This window comes from Streptosporangium sp. NPDC048047, assembly GCF_040653115.1.
Taxonomy (GTDB): Bacteria; Actinomycetota; Actinomycetes; order Streptosporangiales; family Streptosporangiaceae; genus Streptosporangium.
Genome location: NZ_JBEZNH010000003.1, coordinates 197,174 through 214,431, shown reverse-complemented (window position 1 = coordinate 214,431; position 17,258 = coordinate 197,174). Strand labels below are relative to the sequence as shown.

Sequence of the window (17,258 nt, the reverse complement as noted above, 5' to 3'; positions counted from 1 at the left end):
TGAGTTTCGTATTATATGACTTCAAAAGGAGACTGCCGTGATCCTGATCACCGGAGCCACCGGGGTCGTCGGCCGGGAGGTCGTCCGGCTGCTGGTCGAGGGAGGGGCGAATGTCGCGGCCGTCACCCGCGACCCGCACGCCGGCCTCCCGGCGGGCACCCGGCTCGTCCATCCCGCCGAGATCGCCGCCATCGACGGCGTGGAGGCCGTCCTGCTCAGCCCGCGTGCCGTCGGAGCCGCCGTCTCCGGCGTCCTGGCCCACGCCCGGGAGGCGGGCGCGAGAAGGGTCGTGGTGCTGTCCGCCGTGACCGTGCGGTACCCGGCGGGGCAGGCGCGCTTCCGGCGGGAGTTCCAGGAGGCCGAGGACATCGTCAGGGCGTGCGGCCTGGACTGGACGATCCTGCGCTGCGCCGATTTCGCCGCCAACACCCTGGCCTGGGCCGGACAGATCCGGGCGACCGGAGCGGTGCGGGGGGCGTACCCGCAGGCGAGGACCTCGACCGTCGACGAGCGCGACATCGCGGCGGTGGCCGCTCTCGCCCTGACCCACCCGCGGCACGCCGGCCAGACGTACCTGCTCACCGGCGAGCAGTCGCTGAGCCAGCCGGAGAAGACGGCCGCGATCGGGGTGGCGCTCGGCCGGGCACTGTCGTTCGTCGAGACCGCACCTGAGGAGGTGCGTCGCGGCATGCTCGCCGCCGGCCTGCCCGAAGAGGTGCCCGACCGGCTGCTCGGCTCGCTGGCCGACTACGCCCGCGAGGCCGGACCCACCACCGGCACCGTACGGCGGCTGCTGGGCCGGCCGGCACGGACGTACGCCGCCTGGGCGATGGATCACCACGCCGCCTTCGCCGGGGAAGGACGCCGATGAAACCCGCGATCACGGCCATCGGCATCGGACGGCGCCTGGCCGGGCAGGTGGTGACCGGCGGGCACGACGTCGCCCCTCGCCTCAGCCGCGGGAGTTCCCGGCCGGGGGAGCCGCGGGCCGTACGGCGGCGCGGTCGATGATCGCGTCCAGGTCCAGGCCCGCCGGGAGCGTGCCGAACGCCCGGCCCCCCTCGCCCGCGAGACGCGAGGCGCAGAAGGCGTCGGCGACGGCCGCGGGCGCGTGCCGCACCAGCAGCGAGCCCTGCAGCACCAGCGCCATGTCCTCGGCGACGGCGCGGGCGCGCAGCTCCGCCCCGTCCGGGTCGGCGAGGGTCTTGCCCAGCCGCCCGGCCGCCTCGTCCAGGCGCCGGTCGGCCCCGGCGGCGAGCGCCACCTCGGCCAGGAAGGCGTCCAGGGCGTCCGGCTCGCGCCGCAGGGCACGCAGCACGTCCAGCGCGGCCACGTTCCCCGAACCCTCCCAGATGCCGTTCAGCGGCGACTCGCGGAACAGCCGGGGCATCTGCGACTCCTCGACGTAGCCGTTGCCGCCCAGGCACTCCATCGCCTCGGCCGCGTGCGCCGGGCCGCGCTTGCAGACCCAGTACTTCCCGGCCGCCAGCGCCGTACGGCGCAGCGCCGCCTCGGCGGCGTCCCCGGCCACCGCCCGGTCGGTGGCGCCGGCCAGCCGGGTCATCAGCGTGGTCGCGGCCTCCGACTCCAGCGCCAGGTCGGCCAGGACGTTGCGCATCAGCGGCTGGTCGGCCAGCCTCCGGCCGAACGCGGCGCGGTGCGCGGTGTGGTGCACGGCCCGGGTCACGCCGTACCGCATGCCGGCCGCCGAGCCGATCACGCAGTCGAGCCTGGTCATGTTGACCATCTCCAGGATGGTCCGCACGCCCCGCCCCTCCTCGCCGACCGGCCAGGCGAGCGCGCGGTGGTACTCCACCTCGGCGCTGGCGTTGGACCTGTTGCCCAGCTTGTCCTTCAGCCGCATCAGCCGCATGGCGTTGCGGGCGCCGTCGGGCAGCACGCGGGGCAGCAGGAAGCACGTCAGCCCGCCGGGCGCCTGGGCCAGGACGAGGAACGCGTCGCACATCGGGGCGGAGTTGAACCACTTGTGCCCGGTCAGGGCGTAGGAGCCGTTGCCCAGGGGTTCGGCGCGGGTGGTGCCGGCGCGCACGTCGGAGCCGCCCTGCTTCTCGGTCATGCCCATCCCGGCGAGCACGCCGCGCTTGCCGAGCGGCGGGCGCAGCCCGAAGTCGTAGTGGCCCGAGGCCAGCAGGGGCTCCCACTCGGCGGCCAGAGCGGGGGAGTGGCGCAGCGCCGGGACCGCGGCGTAGGTCATGGAGATCGGGCAGCCGTGCCCGGCCTCGGCCTGGCTCCAGACGTAGAACCCGGCGGCGCGGGCCACGTGGGAGCCGGGCCGGGCGTCGGCCCACGGGGCGGCGTGCAGGCCGTTCTCCACGGCGACCGTCATCAGCTCGTGCCAGGCGGGATGGAACTCCACCTCGTCGATCCGGTTGCCGTAGCGGTCGTGCGTGCGCAGCACCGGCGGGTGCTCGTTGGCCAGCCGTCCCCACTCGGCGGCCTCCTCGGAGCCGGCGAGCACGCCGAGCCGGCCCAGCCCGCCCGCGGCCCAGCCGGCGCCCTCGCGCGTCACGCCTTCGAGGAGCGCCGGGTCGGCCGAGACGTCGTGGCCGGTGAACGGGGGTGCCTGGTTGAAGACCTCGTGGGTCGCGTCAGGGGTCACGGGTGCCTCCGAGGATGCCGGACCGGCCCTTTCGCCGGGTCCCGGCATCATCTCAAAGCCCTCGCGCGGCCGGTGCGGCGCGGACCTCCTCGCGGTGCCTCCGCCCGGTCCTCCCGCCTCCCGCCTCCCGCCTCCCGCCTCCCGAGCGACCGGAGGTCCTCGTGCGACTCAGAGCCCCCGGGCGGCGAGCGCGGCGCGGACCTCCTCACGGTGCTCCGCCAGACCGGCCAGGCCCGTGGAGGCCCAGTGGCGCACCTCCTCGTCGGGGTCCCCGGTCATCGAGACGAGCAGTTCCAGCCCCTCGGCGTGGCCCGGCGGCAGGACGGCGGCCAGCGCGGCCGGGTCGGCCTGGGTACGGGTCCAGCCCTCCGCGGTGATGATCGACAGCACCTCGGGCAGGGCACGCGGGTCGGCCTGGCCGCCGAGCGCGCCGAGCACCGAGCGCAGCACCCGCTCGTCGCCCTCGGTCACGGCCATCCGCCGCAGGATCGCCAGCGTCCGCTCCAGGAACGGCCGGTCGTCCCCGTCACCGTCTCCGTCCGCGTCCGTCCCCGCCGGGGAGGACCCGTGGTCCCTGTGGGCGCCGAGCTGGGACAGCACGTCGGCGGCGAACTCCCGCCTGCGCGGGTCCTCGCTCACGCACAGCTCCGCCGCCGCCTCGAACGTCTCCTCGTCGGCCCGCCCGCCCAGCGAGTCGGCCACCGTCCACCAGGTCTCGGCCTCCTCGTCGAGGTCCCGGTACGGCAGCGCCCGCTCGACCAGGTCCCCGAACGGCGCGCGCTCATCGGTCGCGTCCTCCAGGAGGGTCGCGACGGCCGCGTGGCCGCGCTGGCACACGATCTCGGAGGCCCCGCCGTCCGGCCGCAGCGCCGTGACGGTGACCAGGTCGGTGCCGTCCTCGGCGCGGGCGCGGCTCACCGTGAAGTCCGCGTCCTCGGGCGCCCGCTCGGCGAGCTGCTCCAGCAGCGCGCTCTCCAGGTGGGTGCCGAGCCAGTCGTAGGCGATGGACAGGGGCGTGTCGCCCTCGCCGTCGGCCCGGGTGGGGTCGGCCCCGGCGTCCAGCAGGAGGCGCACCACGCCGAGCGCGCCGCGCCGGGTGGCCAGGGTCAGCGCGGTCTCCCCGCCGTCGTTGGCGTCCTCGGCGGAGGCACCGGCCGTCAGCAGGGCCCGGACGGTCCCGGCGTGGCCGCCGGCCGCGGCCCACAGCAGGGCGGTCCAGCCGTGGCTCTCCCTGCGGCCGGGGTCGGCCCCCGCGGCCAGCAGCGCCTCCACGGTCTCGGTGCGGCCCCAGGAGGCGGCGCCGCACAGCGGCAGGCCCTCGTCCTCGCCGCCGCCGATCCGGTTCGGGTCGGCCCCCGCGGCCAGCAGCGCCCGTACGATCTCCACGTGGCCGCCGGTCGCGGCCCGGTACAGGGCCGTCGTCTCGTCGGCGCCGTCCGGGTCGGGGGAGGCGCCGTCCCGGAGCAGGCGCCCGACCTCCTCGGCGTCGTTCCCGGTCACCGCTTCCAGAAGTTCTGCGTACATCCTCCGGATGATAGGCGCCGGACGGGTTCTCCTGCTGGAGAGGGATCCACGGACCGCCTGTATCGCGATATGTTGTGATTCATGAGTGATCCGGGTGCGATGCGAGTCTCCGACGCCGAGCGGGAGGCCGCGGTCGAGCTGCTCCGCGTCGCCTCCGTCGAGGGACGGCTCACCCTCGGAGAGCTGACCGAGCGCACCGAGGCCGCCTACACCGCCGTCACCCACGCCGACCTCGCCGTCCTCACCTCCGACCTTCCCTCGGCGCAGGGCCCCGGGCCCGCCCCGGCCCCGGCCCCCTTCCCGGCTCCGGCCTTCCCGGCTCCGGCGCGGCCGGAGGGCGGCCGGCCGCGGCGCTGGCTCGTGGCCGTCATGAGCGAGTCCAAGCGCCGCGGCAAGTGGCGGATCGACCGGGCGCTGGGCGCGGCCGCGGTGATGGGCGAGGTCGTGATCGACCTGCGCCAGGCCGAGGTCCGCACCGACGTGGTCGACATCATCGCCACCGCGGTCATGGGATCGGTGAAGATCATCGTCCCCGACGGCGTGGACGTCGAGATCGACGGCTTCGCGATCATGGGAGAGAAGAAGGTCCAGGTCATCGAGGCCCCCGAGGGCATGCGGGCGCCGCTCGTCCGGGTGCGGGCCTACGCGCTCATGGGCGAGATCAAGGTGGTCGGCGACTCGCGGGCGCGCCCGATCGAGAAGGCGTGGGCGGCCTGGAAGGAGCACTGGCAGCGGGCGTACGGCGAGCTGTCCGAGAGGCCGCGGCCGCCCCTGCCCCCGCGCGGATGGGAAGACCGCCGGGAGGACCGGTGGGAGCGTCGCGAGGAGCGCCGCGACCGCCGCGACGAGCGGCGCGACCGCCGCTACTGAGCCTCCGGCCCGCCCCCGTCCCGGGCCGTTTCCAGGAAGATCCGTTCGAGGCGTGCAACGTCCCGGGGCCGCCGGAGCGTAGTGATCGGTGGAAGGTCACCGAGACACCGAGGACGGCGAGTGCGAGACAGAGCCGATTTCGAGCGGTACGTCGAGCAGCGCTCGGCCCGCCTGCTACAGGCCGCCTACCTGCTGTGCCGTGACTGGGGCACGGCCGAGGACCTGCTGCAGACCGCGCTGGCCAAGGCGTGGCTCGCCTGGCGGCGGGTGGGCGACGACCCCGACCCCTACGTCTACCGCATCCTCACCAACACCCACGCCTCCTGGTGGCGGCGCCGCTGGCGGGGCGAGGTGCCCACCGGGGCGCTGCCCGACACGGCGGGGGAGGACCGCACCGGCGAGGTCGGCACGCGCGAGGCCGTACGGCAGGCCCTGGCGGCGCTGCCCGACCGGCAGCGGGCCGTGGTCGTGCTGCGTTACTTCGCCGACCTGCCCGACCCGCGGATCGCCGAGATCCTCGGCTGTTCGGTGGCCACCGTCCGCAGCCAGGCCAGCCGGGCCCTGGCGAAGCTGCGCGTCGATCCCGCGGCGATCGCCGCGACCACCTCAGGGGAGCCGAGTTGACGATCACAGAGCCGGAACTGCGCGAGATCCTGGCGGCCGAGGGCGACGACGGCCACCGCGGGGGCGTGACCGTCGCCGCCGTCGACCGGCGGGTCCGGCGGATCAGACGCCGCCGCGCCGCGGCGCTGGGCGGGACCCTCGCGGCGGGCCTCGCCGCCGTCGCGGCGCTCACCCTGCCGGGGACCGGCGCCACCGTCGTCCCCGACGACGTCTGGACCGGCGTCATGGCCCAGCCGACGCCCCGGTACGGCGCCCGCTACGTCAACGACGTCATCCTGGAGAAGCGATTCTCCAGGATGGGCGAGCGGCTGCCCCTCGACCTGCCCGCGCGGCAGTACGGGACGATGACGCAGGTCGCGGTCCACTGCCCGTTCGGCGCGGAGCTCCTCTACTGGGAGGACGGGAGATATCGCAACGCCCAGACCTGCCGCGAAGGGCTGGAGGACCAGAACCGTTCGAAGAGTATGGCCATGCTGTTCCCGGAGTCCGAGACCGGGCGGCTGGAGATCGCGGTGGTCCCGCCCGGCTCGGTGCGGCGGCAGGGCCTCCCGTTGGCCGGCGACCGGGACGCCCGGCAGGTCGTCGCGGACGCCCCGAAGACCCGGGCCGACATCGGCGTCACCGTCACGCTCACCCGGACCGAGCCCTGCGACGGCGGCCCCGGCTGCCGCTTCGCCGACGAGATCCGGGTCGAGCCCACCTGTCCGGGCGCCGTCGTCGTGACGGACCCCCTCGACGGCCGGATCGTCGCGGTGCGCTGCCCCGGGGACGGCCGGGACGGCGCGAAGCCGAGTCCGGGAAGCGGCGGGGAAGGCGGCTGAGACACCGGGCCCCGGGGGATCGGACCCCGGAATCGCTGGTCTCGGGGCCTCGGAGTGCGGGAGCCGCCGAGGTCTGCGGGCCCGGCCCCGGCGGGCCCCGGTCCCACCGGGAGGTCAGGCCGCGGTCCCACCGGGAGGTCGGGCCGAGGTCTTACCGGGAGGTCAGGCCGAGGCGGACGCCGGGCGGCGCCGTACGGCCTCGTCGTAGCGCTCCGCCAGGACCGCCGCGACCTCGGGGGCCGCGCCGAGCACCCCGGCCACGACGGCCGCGCCCGCGGCGAGCGAGGCGTCACGGGTCCGGTCGGCGAAGTGGCCGGGGGCCAGTAGATAGGGAGCCACCGCCACCCGCGGGGCGCCGGCCGACAGCAGGCGGCGGACCTCCCGTTCCGGGGTGGGCTCGGCGGCCGAGGCGTAGGCGACGCCCACCGACCACCAGCCCCGCAGGCGGGCCCAGTCGGTGGCGACGGCGGCGACCGTCGCGTTGGCCCGCGGGTCGCTGGAGCCCGCCGACACCAGCACCACCGCGGTGTCCGGGTCACCGGGCTCGACCCCGGCCTCGGTGAGCCGGCGCTCCAGGGCGGCGACCAGCAGCGGGTGCGGCCCCAGGGTGCCGCCGACCCGGGTGCGCAGCGCCGGGCGGCGGGCGGTGATCTCGGCCAGCGAACCGGGGATGTCCACCCGGCTGTGGTAGGCCGCGGTGAGCAGCAGCGGCACCACCACCGCCTCGTCCAGCCCCGACAGCGCCGCGGCGAGCGTCGGGGCGGCGTGGTCTAGGTAGGCGGCGCGCACCGGAAGCTCCGGCCGCTCCCGCCGCAGGAGGCCGAGCAGCTCCTCCACCGTCGCCGCGGCGCGCGGGTCACGCGACCCGTGCGCCACCGCGACCAGCGGCGTCACCGGCGGAGAGCCGGGGACGGGCGGCGTCACAGATGCAGCCCGCATTCCGTCTTGCCCATCCCGGCCCAGCGGCCGCTGCGCGGGTCCTCGCCGGGGGCGACCTGCCGGGTGCAGGGCGCGCAGCCGATCGAGGGGTAGTCGTCGTAGTGCAGCGGGTTGATCAGCACGCCGTTGTCGGCCATGTAGTTGTCGACGTCGTCCTGCGTCCAGCGGGCGATCGGGTTGATCTTCACCATCTGGCGCTTGGTGTCCCACTCCACGACCCTGACGTCCGAACGGGTGACCGCCTCGTCGCGGCGGATGCCGGACACCCAGGCGAGGTACGGCTCCAGCGCCCGGTTGAGCGGCTCCACCTTGCGCAGATAGCAGCACAGGTCGGGGTTGCGGCCGAACAGCCGCGGCCCGAGGTCGCGCTCCTGCTCGGCGACCGTGCGGGACGGCTTGACGTCGATCACGTTCACGTCGTAGACCTGTCGCACCGCGTCCCGGGTGCCGATCGTCTCGGCGAAGTGGTAGCCCGTGTCGATGAACAACACGTCGATCCCCGGCTTCACCCGGCTGACCAGGTCGATCAGCAGGGCGTCGCTCATCGAGGAGGTCAGGCAGAGCCGGTCGCCGAAGGTGGCCGCCGCCCACCGGATGATCTCCAGGGCCGGGGCGTCCTCCAGGAACACGGCCGCGGACTCGGCGATGTCCTGCAGGTCGAACCCGGCCCGCTGCCGGTTCAGACCGATCTCGATGTCAACGATGCTCACGTTCATCACTCCCAATCCGCCGTGAGGGTCGCCCGTGCCGCTCGCGCCGCACCGGCCGCCCCGTTCGCCCCGCTCATCACGCCGTTCGCCGAACCGCTCGGCGAGCCGTCCGCCGCGCCGGTCCCGCGTCGTCCCGTCCCGCCCGCCGTATCGTCCGCCGTGCCGTGGCCGGTCACGACCGCACCCCGATCCCGAGGAACTTCAGCCGGAAGGCGCGGGCGCACGAGCGGCAGTACCAGCCCCCGTCGCCCTCGTAGGGCTCCAGGTCCTCCTCGCCGCAGTACGGGCAGTGGAAGGGGGCCATCCGCTCGCTCATCGCCGCCCCCTCCCGGAGCCCCGCCGTACGGCGCCGCGTCTCACTTGAGGTCCGCCTCGTCGGCCCGCCGCACCCACTCGGAGAACGTCTCGCCCTCGTCGCGCTGCTTGGTGAAGTTGCGCGCCACACGCTCGACGTAGTCGGGCAGCTCCGCGGCGGTGGCCTTCAGGCCCCGGACCTTGCGGCCGAAACCGGCGTCGACCCCCAGGGAGCCGCCCAGGTGGATCTGGAAGCCCTCGACCTGCTCGCCCGCGTCGTTGACGACGAGCTGGCCCTTCAGGCCGATGTCGGCGACCTGGATGCGCGCGCAGGAGTTGGGGCAGCCGTTGACGTTGATGGTCAGCGGCTCGGTGAAGTCCGGCAGCCGCCGCTCCAGCTCGTCGATCAGGTCGGACGCGACGGCCTTGGTCTCGACGATCGCCAGCTTGCAGAACTCGATGCCGGTGCACGCCATGGTCTGGCGGCGGAAGGTCGAGGGGTTGACCCGCAGGTCGGCGGCCTCCAGCTCGGCGACGAGGCTGTCCACCCGGTCGGGCGCGACGTCCAGGATGACCATCTTCTGCTCGACCGTGGTGTGCACCCGGTCCGAGCCGTGCCGCTCGGCGATGTCGGCGATCAGGTGCAGCGTGTCGCCGCTGAGCCGGCCGACCCTGGGCGCGAAGCCGACGTAGAAGTTGCCGTCCCTCTGCGGGAAGACGCCCACGTGGTCGCGGCGGCCGCCGCGCGGCGTCTCGGGCGCCGGGCCGTCGGGCAGGGCGTACCCGAGGTACTCCGTCTGCAGGACCTCCCGGAACCTCTCCACGCCCCAGTCGCTGACCAGGAACTTCAGCCGCGCCCGGTGGCGCAGGCGGCGGTAGCCGTAGTCGCGGAAGATGCCGATCACGCCGCCGTAGACCGCCGAGACCTGCTCGGGTGTGACGAAGACGCCCAGCCGCTTGGCCAGCATCGGGTTCGTGGACAGGCCGCCGCCCACCCACAGGTCGTAGCCGGCCTCGCCGCGCTCGTTGACGACGCCGACGAACGCCACGTCGTTGATCTCGTGCACCGTGCAGTGCGCCGGGCAGCCGCTCACCGCGGTCTTGAACTTGCGCGGCAGGTTGGAGTACGCCGGGTCGCCGATGTAGGCGTCGTGGATCTCGCGGATGTGCGGGGTGCCGTCGAGCACCTCCCCGGCGTCGATCCCGGCCAGCGGGCAGCCCAGGATGACGCGCGGGGTGTCGCCGCACGCCTCGGTGGTGGACAGGCCCACCGCCTCCAGCCGCTCCCAGACGTCGGGGACGGACTCGATCTCGATCCAGTGGAGCTGGATGTTCTGCCGGTCGGTGACGTCGGCGGTGCCGCGGCCGTACAGGTTGGAGATGTCGGCGATGGCACGCAGCTGCCGCAGGTCCAGGCGTCCGCCGTCGATGCGGACCCGGAGCATGAAGTAGCGGTCGTCGAGCTCCTCCGGCTCCAGGATCGCGGTCTTGCCGCCGTCGATGCCGGGCCGGCGCTGGGTGTAGAGGCCGTACCAGCGCATCCGGCCCCGCAGGTCGGCGGGGTCGATGGAGTCGAAGCCGTGCTTGGAGTAGATGTCGATGATCCGCTGACGGACGTTGAGCCCGTCGTCGTTCTTCTTGTTCTCCTCGTTCTTGTTCAACGGTTCGCGGTAACCGAGAGCCCACTGACCCTCGCCGCGCGGGCGCTTGTGGTGCCGGTTTGCCGGCCTGGCCGGGGTCGTCATGCGCGCGTCCTTCACGATCGATGAGGTGATCTCGGGCACGCGCGGGCGGCGCACCTCCCGCCTCGCCGTCGAGTACGGGGGTCGCTTCGCTTCAGAGAAGGCTTCGCTTCAGGGAAGAAGGACGCCTGTCGCGCGCCCGCAGCCGGATGGAATCAGCGGTGGGCGTCGGTCAACGGACGTCACAACAGATGGCGCTGCGGACACGCAGGAGGTCGACGTGGCGTCGCACGACGAGCAACGGGTCCGCTGGCATGTCTCTGACGATACCGTGATGGTGGGAGATGTCCAATGTGCGGTCCACACTCTGGACCGCCGCCAGGGCCAACCTTGGCCCGCCGCGGAGCCCTTCGCGGGTCCCGGGCGCCCTCCCGGCCCGCGACCCGCCCGGTACGGCGGGCGGCTCACCTGGTACAGCGCGCGACTCATCCGGTACGGCGCGCGGTTCGCCCGGTACGGCGCGCGATCCATCCGGTACCGCGGGCGGTTCACCCGGTACCGCGGGCGCCGCCTCACCCCTGGCGTGGCCAGCCCAGCTCCGACTCCTTGTCCTTCCCTGCCTGCTCGGTGGTCTTGTGCTGGCAGTCGCACCACGAGCCACCCCGGCACTCGTCGTGGCGGCGCTCCTTGCACAGGTCGCAGATCATTCTTCCATTGTGCCGTCTTCATCCGGGCGGCCCCGGAATCCCCGGCTCCGGGTCCCGCCGCGCCCCCGGACGGGTCCCGGAAGCGTCCGGGGGCGTTCCTCATGGAGCTTTTCCGGGACTCCTCCCCGGGACTCCTCCCCGGGACTCCTTCCCGGAGCCTTTCCGGGCCCCTTCCCCGGGGTCTTCGTGGAAGGGGCCAGGGAAGAGTCCGGGACGTACCCGATGGAACCGTCCGGATCCGGCCTGCCATCCTCGAAATATGAGGACCCTGCTCAACGTGATCTGGCTGGTGTTCGCCGGAATCTGGATGGCCGCCGGTTACGTCCTCGCGGGCATCATCTGTTGCGTTCTGATCGTCACGATCCCGTTCGGCATCGCCTCGTTCCGGATCGCCGCGTACGCGCTGTGGCCCTTCGGCCGGACCGTGGTGCGCGACCCCCGGGCGGGCGCGATGTCGGCGATCGGGAACGTGATCTGGTGCGTCGTGGCCGGGATCTGGCTGGCCATCGGGCATCTGCTGACGTCGATACCGCTCTTCCTGTCGGTGATCGGCATCCCCCTGGCGATCGCCAACATCAAGCTGATCCCCGTCTCCCTGCTGCCACTGGGCGCCCGGATCGTCCCGGTGGACGACCCGGACCTGCTCTACCGGCGCTGACGCGCCCCGGCCCGGAGCCCGGAGAGCCGGCGGCGTTCGGCGGCGTGCCCGGCCCGGAGCCCGGGGAACCGTCGGCGTTCGGCGGCGCGCCCCCGACCCGGAGCCCGGCGCGCCCCCGACCCGGAGCCCGCCGTGCCCCCGGACCGGGGCAGAAGGGTCGCCGGACACGCGCCGGCACCATGGCCGGACGGTTCGTGATCAAGAGGCACTGGGCATACCGTTGTGTGGCATGACGTCCACTGATGCCCAGGCGCACCGGCCGGGGCCGGAGAAGCCCACATCGCGTGGACGCGTGGCCCGGCTGCGGGCCGGGCTGACCTGGCTGCGCGGCACGGGCACCTGGGCCCTCGCCACCGCCACCACCAACGCGGGCATCGCCTACCGCGTCACCGGCCTGGCCGGGGAGGCGGCCTTCTTCGCGCTGCTGTCGCTGCCGCCGTTCACCCTCGGCCTGATCGGCCTGGTCGGCCGGCTCACCGGGGTGTTCGGCCCGGAGACGGTGCAGGACGTCCGGAGCTGGATCCAGTCCCAGGCCCACCTGCTGTTCACCGACAACGCCGTGAACACCGTCGTCACCCCGCTCGTCGACGACGTCCTGAACCCGCAGAAACAGGTCCCGCTGATCTCCGTGGGCTTCGTGCTGGCCCTCTGGTCGGGCTCGCGCGCCCTGTTCGTCTACGTGGACCTGATCTCGGTCGCCTACGGCCTCGGCGACGAGCGCGGCATCATCCGCACCCGCCTGATGTCCTTCGGCCTCTACGTCGCGGGCCTGCTGATCGGGCTGCTGATCATGCCGGTCCTCGTCCTCGGGCCGGTGGTGCTGCACGGCGTCCTGCCCCGCGACTACGCCTCCCTGGTCGACGGCCTCTACTGGCCGGTCGTCGTCACCGGCTCGGTGATCTTCCTGACCCTGCTCTACCACGTGAGCGTCCCGGTGCGGACGCGCTGGTGGCGGGAGCTGCCGGGGGCCCTGCTCGCCCTGATCATCTGGATCGCCTGCGCCGCCGTGCTGCGCGAGGTCCTCGCCGCCTGGTTCTCCCCGGTGTCGGTGTACGGCTCGCTCGCCGCCCCCATCGCGCTGCTGCTGTGGCTGTACATCACGGCGCTGGCCGTCCTCATCGGAGCCACGCTGAACGCCGAGGTGGACCGCCTGTGGCCCGTCGACGGCGCAGGCCGCGCCACTCGCACCGGTCAGTCCGCTATCGTCTGAAGCGCGACTGGCGCATTGGGTGGGAGCGACCACCGGGGAGCGGAAAGCGGAGGGCCGCGCGCCTGGGTCCTCCGCGCGATGTCAATGCCGACAGGGGAGTGAAGGCGCATGAGTTCTCTTTCGAGCGTCGATCCGCAGATCGCCGAGCTCATCAAGGCCGAGGAGCGGCGTCAGGCCGACACCGTCAAGCTGATCGCCTCCGAGAACTACGTCTCCAAGGCGGTTCTCGAGGCCACGGGCACCGTTCTCACCAACAAGTACTCCGAGGGCTACCCCGGCAAGCGGTACTACGAGGGCCAGCAGGTCATCGACCAGATCGAGACCCTCGCCGTCGAGCGGGCCAAGTCCCTGTTCGGCGTCGACCACGCCAACGTCCAGCCCTACTCCGGCTCGCCCGCCAACCTGGCGATCTACCTCGCCTTCCTCCAGCCGGGCGACACCGTCATGGGCATGGGCCTGCCGTTCGGCGGCCACCTCACCCACGGCTGGTCGGTCTCGGCCACCGGCAAGTGGTTCAACCCGGTCCGCTACGGCGTGCGCCGCGACACCGGCCGCGTCGACATGGACGAGGTCCGTGAGATCGCCCTGCGCGAGCGGCCCAAGCTGATCTTCTGCGGCGGCACCGCGATCCCGCGCACGATCGACTTCCCGGCCTTCGCCGAGATCGCCCGCGAGGTCGGCGCGGTGCTCGCCGCCGACATCGCCCACATCGCCGGCCTGGTGGCCGGAGGCGCCCACCCCTCGCCGGTCGGCCACGCCGACGTCATCTCCACCACCACCCACAAGACGCTGCGCGGCCCGCGCGGCGCCATGCTCATGGCCACCGCCGACGAGCACGCCACCGCGCTGAACAAGGCCGTCTTCCCCGGTCTGCAGGGCGGCCCGCACAACCACACCACCGCGGCGATCGCGGTGGCGCTGAAGGAGGCGGCGACCGACGAGTTCAGGGACTACGCCCGCCAGGTCGTGGTGAACTCCCGGGCGCTGGCCGAGGAGCTCCTGGGCCGCGGCTTCGACCTCGTCTCCGGTGGCACCGACAACCACCTCATCCTGCTCGACCTGACGCCCAAGGGCATCGGCGGCAAGCCCGCCGCCCAGGCGCTCGACCGGGCCGGGCTGGAGACCAACTACAACACCGTGCCGTTCGACCCGCGCAAGCCGTTCGACCCGTCCGGCATCCGGATCGGCACCGCCGGTGTGACCAGCCGCGGCATGGGCGCCGCCGAGATGCGCCAGATCGGCGCCTGGATCGACCAGGTCGTCTCCGCGCTCGCCAAGGATCAGGACGAGGCCGAGAACGTCATCGCCCGCGTGCAGAACGAGGTCAGGGAGCTCACCTCCCGCTTCCCGGCTCCGGGCCTGTAGGCCGCCCGCGCCGCGCCGCGCCGGCCGGACGTCCTCCCGAAGGTCCCCGGGAGGGAGCACCCGCTCCCTCCCGGGGACCTTCGGCGTTCCCAGGCGTTCCCAGGCGTTCCCGGGGGAGACGGGCACGCGGGGACGGGACGGAAAAAGGGTTTGCGCCGGGGGGCGGGTTCCGCGATAGGTTCCGTCATGCGGATCGTCCGCGCGACGGAACCGGTGGGTTCCGGTCACGGCGCCGCCCAGGGACGGGCGGCCACGAGCCACGGAGGTGAGGACTATGCGGGTCTTTCTGAGCAGCCTGCCGTCAACCGACCTCCGGGTGCCCGCCTGACCGATCTTGCCGCGGGCGCCCTCTTTCCGCAAAGGGTGTACCCACGTTGTCCGCTCCGGACCTGTTCGCTTCTTCCGCTTCTCCGGCGTCGCTGTCCCGCCTCGGCTGGGACGACTCTCTCGCCGCCGATCTCCCCGACGGCCTGCTGCCCGCCCGGGTGGCCCGCGTCGACCGCGGCGCCGCCGAGGTGCTGACCGCCGAGGGCCATCTCCAGGCGCACTACGGCGCCTCCGTACGGCGGGCCGCCGCCGCAGATCCCGTCGCGCTGCCCTGCGTCGGCGACTGGGCGGGGCTGCGCCGGCTGCCCGAGGGCCGCTTCGAACTCGCGGCGCTGCTGCCCCGCCGCACCGCCTTCGTCCGCGGCGGTGTCGGCAGGACGTCGCGTGGCGGCCTGTCCGGCGACTCCCAGGGGCAGGTGCTCGCCGCCAACGTCGACGTCGTGTTCGTCGCCGAGCCCGCCCTGCACGCCACCGACACCGCCGACCTGGGCAGGATCGAGCGCCTGCTGGCGCTGGCCTGGGAGAGCGGGGGACGGCCGGTGGTGCTCGTCACCAAGTCCGACCTCATCGGGGACGCCCTGCCCCACCTGCTGGAGGAGGTCGCCGCGGCGGCCCCGGGAGTGGACGTGCACGCGGTCTGCTCCGTCACCGGGGAGGGGGTGGACATCGTGCGCGGCCACCTGGACGGCAGGCGCACCGCCGTCGTGCTCGGCGCCTCAGGCGCGGGTAAGTCGACGCTGGTCAACGCGCTGGCGGGGGAGGAGCTCATGGAGACCCAGCGGGTCCGGGCGGGTGACGGCCGGGGCCGTCACACCACCGTCCACCGCGAGCTCCTCCGGCTCCCCGACGGCGGGCTGATCATCGACACCCCGGGGATCAGGCGCATCGGCCTGTACGACATGGCCGAGGGGGTGGACATGGCCTTCTCCGACATCGAGGACCTCGCCGCGCGGTGCCGGTTCGCCGACTGTGCGCACCGGGCCGAGCCGGGCTGCGCCGTGATCGCCGCCATCGAGGACGGCACGCTGTCCGAGCGGCGGCTGGAGAGCTGGCACAAGCTGCGGCGCGAGGCCGTCTGGATGGCGTCGCGGAGCGATCCGAAGCTGCGCAGGGAGCTGCAGAACAGGTGGAAGGCCATCCACAAGGAGATGCGCAAGCCCGGCCGGAATCGGCCCTAGGTTCTACTCCGCGGGTCTTCGCCGTGGCGAGGATCGGTCCGGGCGGCCCGACCCGGGATGAGACGCCGAAGCCCCCGTCCGGCGGATGGCCGGGCGGGGGCTCCGGGAAGCGGAGAGGTCCGGCGGTGCGACCGCCGGGCCGGAGGCCGCGGGAGGCGTGCGAGGCGGATCCGGCGGGATCGCCGGAGAAGGAGCCGCGGGAGGCGGGCACCGGGGAGGGACTTACCTGCCGGGTGTCCCGCCTGAAGACGGAACACCCTGATCGTGCGGCGACGTGTGATCCCGCGCAGGAACGGCGGGACCACACGCGGGGGAAGCCGGGTGGAGGTGTTGCTCAGGCGACGGCGCTGATGCCGGCGCTCGCGGCGCGGCGCATGCGACGGCGACGCTCGGAGGCGCGCTCGTCCTCGTTCAGGCCGCCCCAGGTGCCGTACTTCTCCGGACGCGACAGCGCGTAGTCGAGGCACTCGGCGCGGACGGGGCACTGGGCGCAGATGGCCTTGGCCTTCCGCTCCCGGATGTCGCGCTCAGGCTGGCGCTCGCCGTCGGGACCGAAGAAGAGCACGAGGTCCTCACCCCGGCACGCGGCGTCATCCTGCCAGCCCCAGCTGGGCCGAGGACGGGCGGTCTGCCGACGTACCTGAGACATGAGAAAACCACCTTTTACGTGAGAGGTAATTCGGGTTGATGCCGCATTGGACATTTGTGGCGTCCCTGAGTCCAACGCCGGTATTGGCCGTGATGTTCCCTCAGGTCAGGCGAGAGCGGGGGTGGCGTACCGCACAGGCGTGAGCCTGTCCAGCGTGACCAGCCGATAGGTGGTGACCGTCTCGGCACAAGCCGTACCACATGGCGTTGTGAGCGTCATGGGCTCGACCACCACCCGGAAACGAGCGTCGCCACCGCGCACGAAGGCTTCGGTGGTGACGCCGTCCGACCTGGAGGACTCCACGGCCACTCCGCCGACCGAGAGCTCACCCGTGTGGGCACGGATGAAATGCTCAGCGGCCTGCGACGGCTCGGGGATGCCCGCGCGTCCCCGGAAACGGTCGAGGATGACCTCGCCGGACCGGTACGCATCGACTACCGCGATCGCAGCAGCCTGAGACATGCTGCCGTAGTAAAGCCCGTGTGGCAAGCACACGAGGTTGGCGGCATAGCGATCGCCGCCAACATGTGATGTTTCCCATATTCTGTCCGGCAAAACCTCTGCCAAGGACCGAGCCAGGGGGAGTCCAATGCGGGCGCAGCACGCGTTGCGCTTGGCATGCGTGCACACCAGAAAAACCGGCTCACTCACAAGTATGCAGGACTCCGGGACCACTCCTGCCACCAGCGCGTCCATGTCAAGATCGGATGGACCTGCGATGACGCCCTCGGCGATCCACGGCTCGGGGGCCGTGGCATCGGCGACCATGACGTGGATGCCGCCTGGCACGGGCTTCCGGTGCCCCGGTCGGCGGATGAGCTGGGGCCGGACGCCGAGGCTCTGGGCGCGTCTGATAAGCGCGTGGATCTCCTCGGGCAGCCGGCAGTCCTCCAGGTGCGAGGCCCACGGGCCGGAGTGCTCGATGAGCAGCCAGAAGCGGGCCCCCACCGTGGCGCTGGCGAGAACCGGCAGGTCACCGGTGTGACAGCCCGCGGGATGCGAGCAACTTCCGGCCCACGCCCGTCTGTCCGTCCCCGAACCGCACCCCGAGCTCACGCGCCCCTCCTTCGACTTAGGTGA

17 protein-coding genes are annotated in these 17,258 nt (G+C 73.2%); 8 read left to right on the top strand and 9 right to left on the bottom strand.

Annotated elements, in window-relative coordinates; translation table 11 throughout:
• The first annotated feature begins 37 nt into the window (after positions 1 to 37).
• Positions 38 to 871: an NAD(P)H-binding protein gene (locus tag AB0D67_RS04345; RefSeq protein ID WP_362929763.1), complete on the top strand. Its 834-nt coding sequence runs from the start codon at positions 38 to 40 to the stop codon at positions 869 to 871.
• A gap of 81 nt (positions 872 to 952) precedes the next feature.
• Here AB0D67_RS04345 and AB0D67_RS04340 read toward each other — a convergent pair whose 3' ends face one another.
• Both AB0D67_RS04340 and AB0D67_RS04335 read right to left on the bottom strand, forming a co-directional pair.
• Positions 953 to 2,620 (bottom strand): isovaleryl-CoA dehydrogenase, encoded by a 1,668-nt coding sequence (locus AB0D67_RS04340; RefSeq protein WP_362929761.1) that lies wholly within the window; start codon positions 2,618 to 2,620, stop codon positions 953 to 955.
• Between the two features lie 168 nt (positions 2,621 to 2,788).
• Positions 2,789 to 4,144, bottom strand: a complete 1,356-nt coding sequence (locus AB0D67_RS04335) for an ankyrin repeat domain-containing protein (RefSeq protein ID WP_362929759.1) — start codon at positions 4,142 to 4,144, stop codon at positions 2,789 to 2,791.
• Between the two features lie 81 nt (positions 4,145 to 4,225).
• Between AB0D67_RS04335 and AB0D67_RS04330 the strand changes: the two genes are divergently transcribed.
• The 3 genes from AB0D67_RS04330 (at position 4,226) to AB0D67_RS04320 (ending at position 6,459) form a co-directional block, all read left to right on the top strand.
• On the top strand, positions 4,226 to 5,014 hold the full coding sequence (locus AB0D67_RS04330; protein WP_362929757.1) for a DUF1707 domain-containing protein: 789 nt from the start codon (positions 4,226 to 4,228) through the stop codon (positions 5,012 to 5,014).
• A 120-nt stretch (positions 5,015 to 5,134) separates the two neighbouring features.
• Entirely contained in the window at positions 5,135 to 5,638 is a 504-nt protein-coding gene (locus AB0D67_RS04325) for a SigE family RNA polymerase sigma factor (protein WP_362929755.1), read from the top strand.
• Positions 5,635 to 6,459, top strand: coding sequence for a hypothetical protein (locus AB0D67_RS04320; RefSeq protein WP_362929753.1), 825 nt, complete (start codon positions 5,635 to 5,637; stop codon positions 6,457 to 6,459). The genes AB0D67_RS04325 and AB0D67_RS04320 overlap by 4 nt, the downstream gene beginning before the upstream one ends.
• A gap of 162 nt (positions 6,460 to 6,621) precedes the next feature.
• Here AB0D67_RS04320 and AB0D67_RS04315 read toward each other — a convergent pair whose 3' ends face one another.
• The 5 genes from AB0D67_RS04315 to AB0D67_RS04295 all read right to left on the bottom strand — a co-directional run bounded on the left by AB0D67_RS04315 (position 6,622) and on the right by AB0D67_RS04295 (position 10,791).
• Positions 6,622 to 7,398: a sirohydrochlorin chelatase gene (locus AB0D67_RS04315; RefSeq protein ID WP_362929751.1), complete on the bottom strand. Its 777-nt coding sequence runs from the start codon at positions 7,396 to 7,398 to the stop codon at positions 6,622 to 6,624.
• Positions 7,380 to 8,114 (bottom strand): phosphoadenylyl-sulfate reductase, encoded by a 735-nt coding sequence (locus tag AB0D67_RS04310; RefSeq protein ID WP_362929749.1) that lies wholly within the window; start codon positions 8,112 to 8,114, stop codon positions 7,380 to 7,382. The genes AB0D67_RS04315 and AB0D67_RS04310 overlap by 19 nt, the downstream gene beginning before the upstream one ends.
• Positions 8,115 to 8,280: 166 nt before the next feature.
• The gene (locus AB0D67_RS04305) at positions 8,281 to 8,424 is read right to left on the bottom strand and encodes an Insertion element protein (protein ID WP_362929747.1); all 144 of its coding nucleotides are present in this window, start codon (positions 8,422 to 8,424) and stop codon (positions 8,281 to 8,283) included.
• Between the two features lie 40 nt (positions 8,425 to 8,464).
• Positions 8,465 to 10,147: a nitrite/sulfite reductase gene (locus AB0D67_RS04300; RefSeq protein ID WP_362929745.1), complete on the bottom strand. Its 1,683-nt coding sequence runs from the start codon at positions 10,145 to 10,147 to the stop codon at positions 8,465 to 8,467.
• Between the two features lie 509 nt (positions 10,148 to 10,656).
• Positions 10,657 to 10,791 carry a hypothetical protein gene (locus AB0D67_RS04295; protein WP_362929743.1) on the bottom strand — a complete coding sequence of 45 codons (135 nt, stop codon included), beginning with the start codon at positions 10,789 to 10,791 and terminating at the stop codon, positions 10,657 to 10,659.
• Between the two features lie 259 nt (positions 10,792 to 11,050).
• Between AB0D67_RS04295 and AB0D67_RS04290 the strand changes: the two genes are divergently transcribed.
• The 4 genes from AB0D67_RS04290 (at position 11,051) to rsgA (ending at position 15,529) form a co-directional block, all read left to right on the top strand.
• Positions 11,051 to 11,449 carry a YccF domain-containing protein gene (locus AB0D67_RS04290; protein ID WP_362929740.1) on the top strand — a complete coding sequence of 133 codons (399 nt, stop codon included), beginning with the start codon at positions 11,051 to 11,053 and terminating at the stop codon, positions 11,447 to 11,449.
• 229 nt (positions 11,450 to 11,678) lie between these two features.
• Positions 11,679 to 12,659, top strand: coding sequence for a YihY/virulence factor BrkB family protein (locus tag AB0D67_RS04285; protein ID WP_362929738.1), 981 nt, complete (start codon positions 11,679 to 11,681; stop codon positions 12,657 to 12,659).
• A 108-nt stretch (positions 12,660 to 12,767) separates the two neighbouring features.
• Positions 12,768 to 14,024 carry a serine hydroxymethyltransferase gene (gene glyA / locus AB0D67_RS04280; RefSeq protein WP_362929736.1) on the top strand — a complete coding sequence of 419 codons (1,257 nt, stop codon included), beginning with the start codon at positions 12,768 to 12,770 and terminating at the stop codon, positions 14,022 to 14,024.
• Between the two features lie 374 nt (positions 14,025 to 14,398).
• A complete protein-coding gene (rsgA, locus tag AB0D67_RS04275; RefSeq protein ID WP_362929734.1) occupies positions 14,399 to 15,529 on the top strand; it encodes a ribosome small subunit-dependent GTPase A in 1,131 nt (376 codons plus the stop codon).
• Between the two features lie 334 nt (positions 15,530 to 15,863).
• Here rsgA and AB0D67_RS04270 read toward each other — a convergent pair whose 3' ends face one another.
• Complete coding sequence (locus tag AB0D67_RS04270; RefSeq protein ID WP_012893126.1) at positions 15,864 to 16,178, bottom strand: WhiB family transcriptional regulator; 315 nt, start codon at positions 16,176 to 16,178, stop codon at positions 15,864 to 15,866.
• A 105-nt stretch (positions 16,179 to 16,283) separates the two neighbouring features.
• A complete protein-coding gene (locus tag AB0D67_RS04265) occupies positions 16,284 to 17,234 on the bottom strand; it encodes a sucrase ferredoxin (protein WP_362929732.1) in 951 nt (316 codons plus the stop codon).
• Positions 17,235 to 17,258 lie beyond the last annotated feature (24 nt).

What these genes read in the sequence shown, in the direction of transcription:
- AB0D67_RS04285 (WP_362929738.1), top strand. Translation starts at nt 11,679, where the DNA reads ATGACGTCCACTGATGCCCAGGCGCACCGGCCGGGGCCGGAGAAGCCC.
- AB0D67_RS04315 (WP_362929751.1), bottom strand. Translation starts at nt 7,398, where the DNA reads ATGCGGGCTGCATCTGTGACGCCGCCCGTCCCCGGCTCTCCGCCGGTG.
- AB0D67_RS04305 (WP_362929747.1), bottom strand. Translation starts at nt 8,424, where the DNA reads ATGAGCGAGCGGATGGCCCCCTTCCACTGCCCGTACTGCGGCGAGGAG.
- AB0D67_RS04310 (WP_362929749.1), bottom strand. Translation starts at nt 8,114, where the DNA reads ATGAACGTGAGCATCGTTGACATCGAGATCGGTCTGAACCGGCAGCGG.
- AB0D67_RS04300 (WP_362929745.1), bottom strand. Translation starts at nt 10,147, where the DNA reads ATGACGACCCCGGCCAGGCCGGCAAACCGGCACCACAAGCGCCCGCGC.
- AB0D67_RS04270 (WP_012893126.1), bottom strand. Translation starts at nt 16,178, where the DNA reads ATGTCTCAGGTACGTCGGCAGACCGCCCGTCCTCGGCCCAGCTGGGGC.
- AB0D67_RS04335 (WP_362929759.1), bottom strand. Translation starts at nt 4,144, where the DNA reads ATGTACGCAGAACTTCTGGAAGCGGTGACCGGGAACGACGCCGAGGAG.
- AB0D67_RS04290 (WP_362929740.1), top strand. Translation starts at nt 11,051, where the DNA reads ATGAGGACCCTGCTCAACGTGATCTGGCTGGTGTTCGCCGGAATCTGG.
- glyA (WP_362929736.1), top strand. Translation starts at nt 12,768, where the DNA reads ATGAGTTCTCTTTCGAGCGTCGATCCGCAGATCGCCGAGCTCATCAAG.
- AB0D67_RS04295 (WP_362929743.1), bottom strand. Translation starts at nt 10,791, where the DNA reads ATGATCTGCGACCTGTGCAAGGAGCGCCGCCACGACGAGTGCCGGGGT.
- AB0D67_RS04330 (WP_362929757.1), top strand. Translation starts at nt 4,226, where the DNA reads ATGAGTGATCCGGGTGCGATGCGAGTCTCCGACGCCGAGCGGGAGGCC.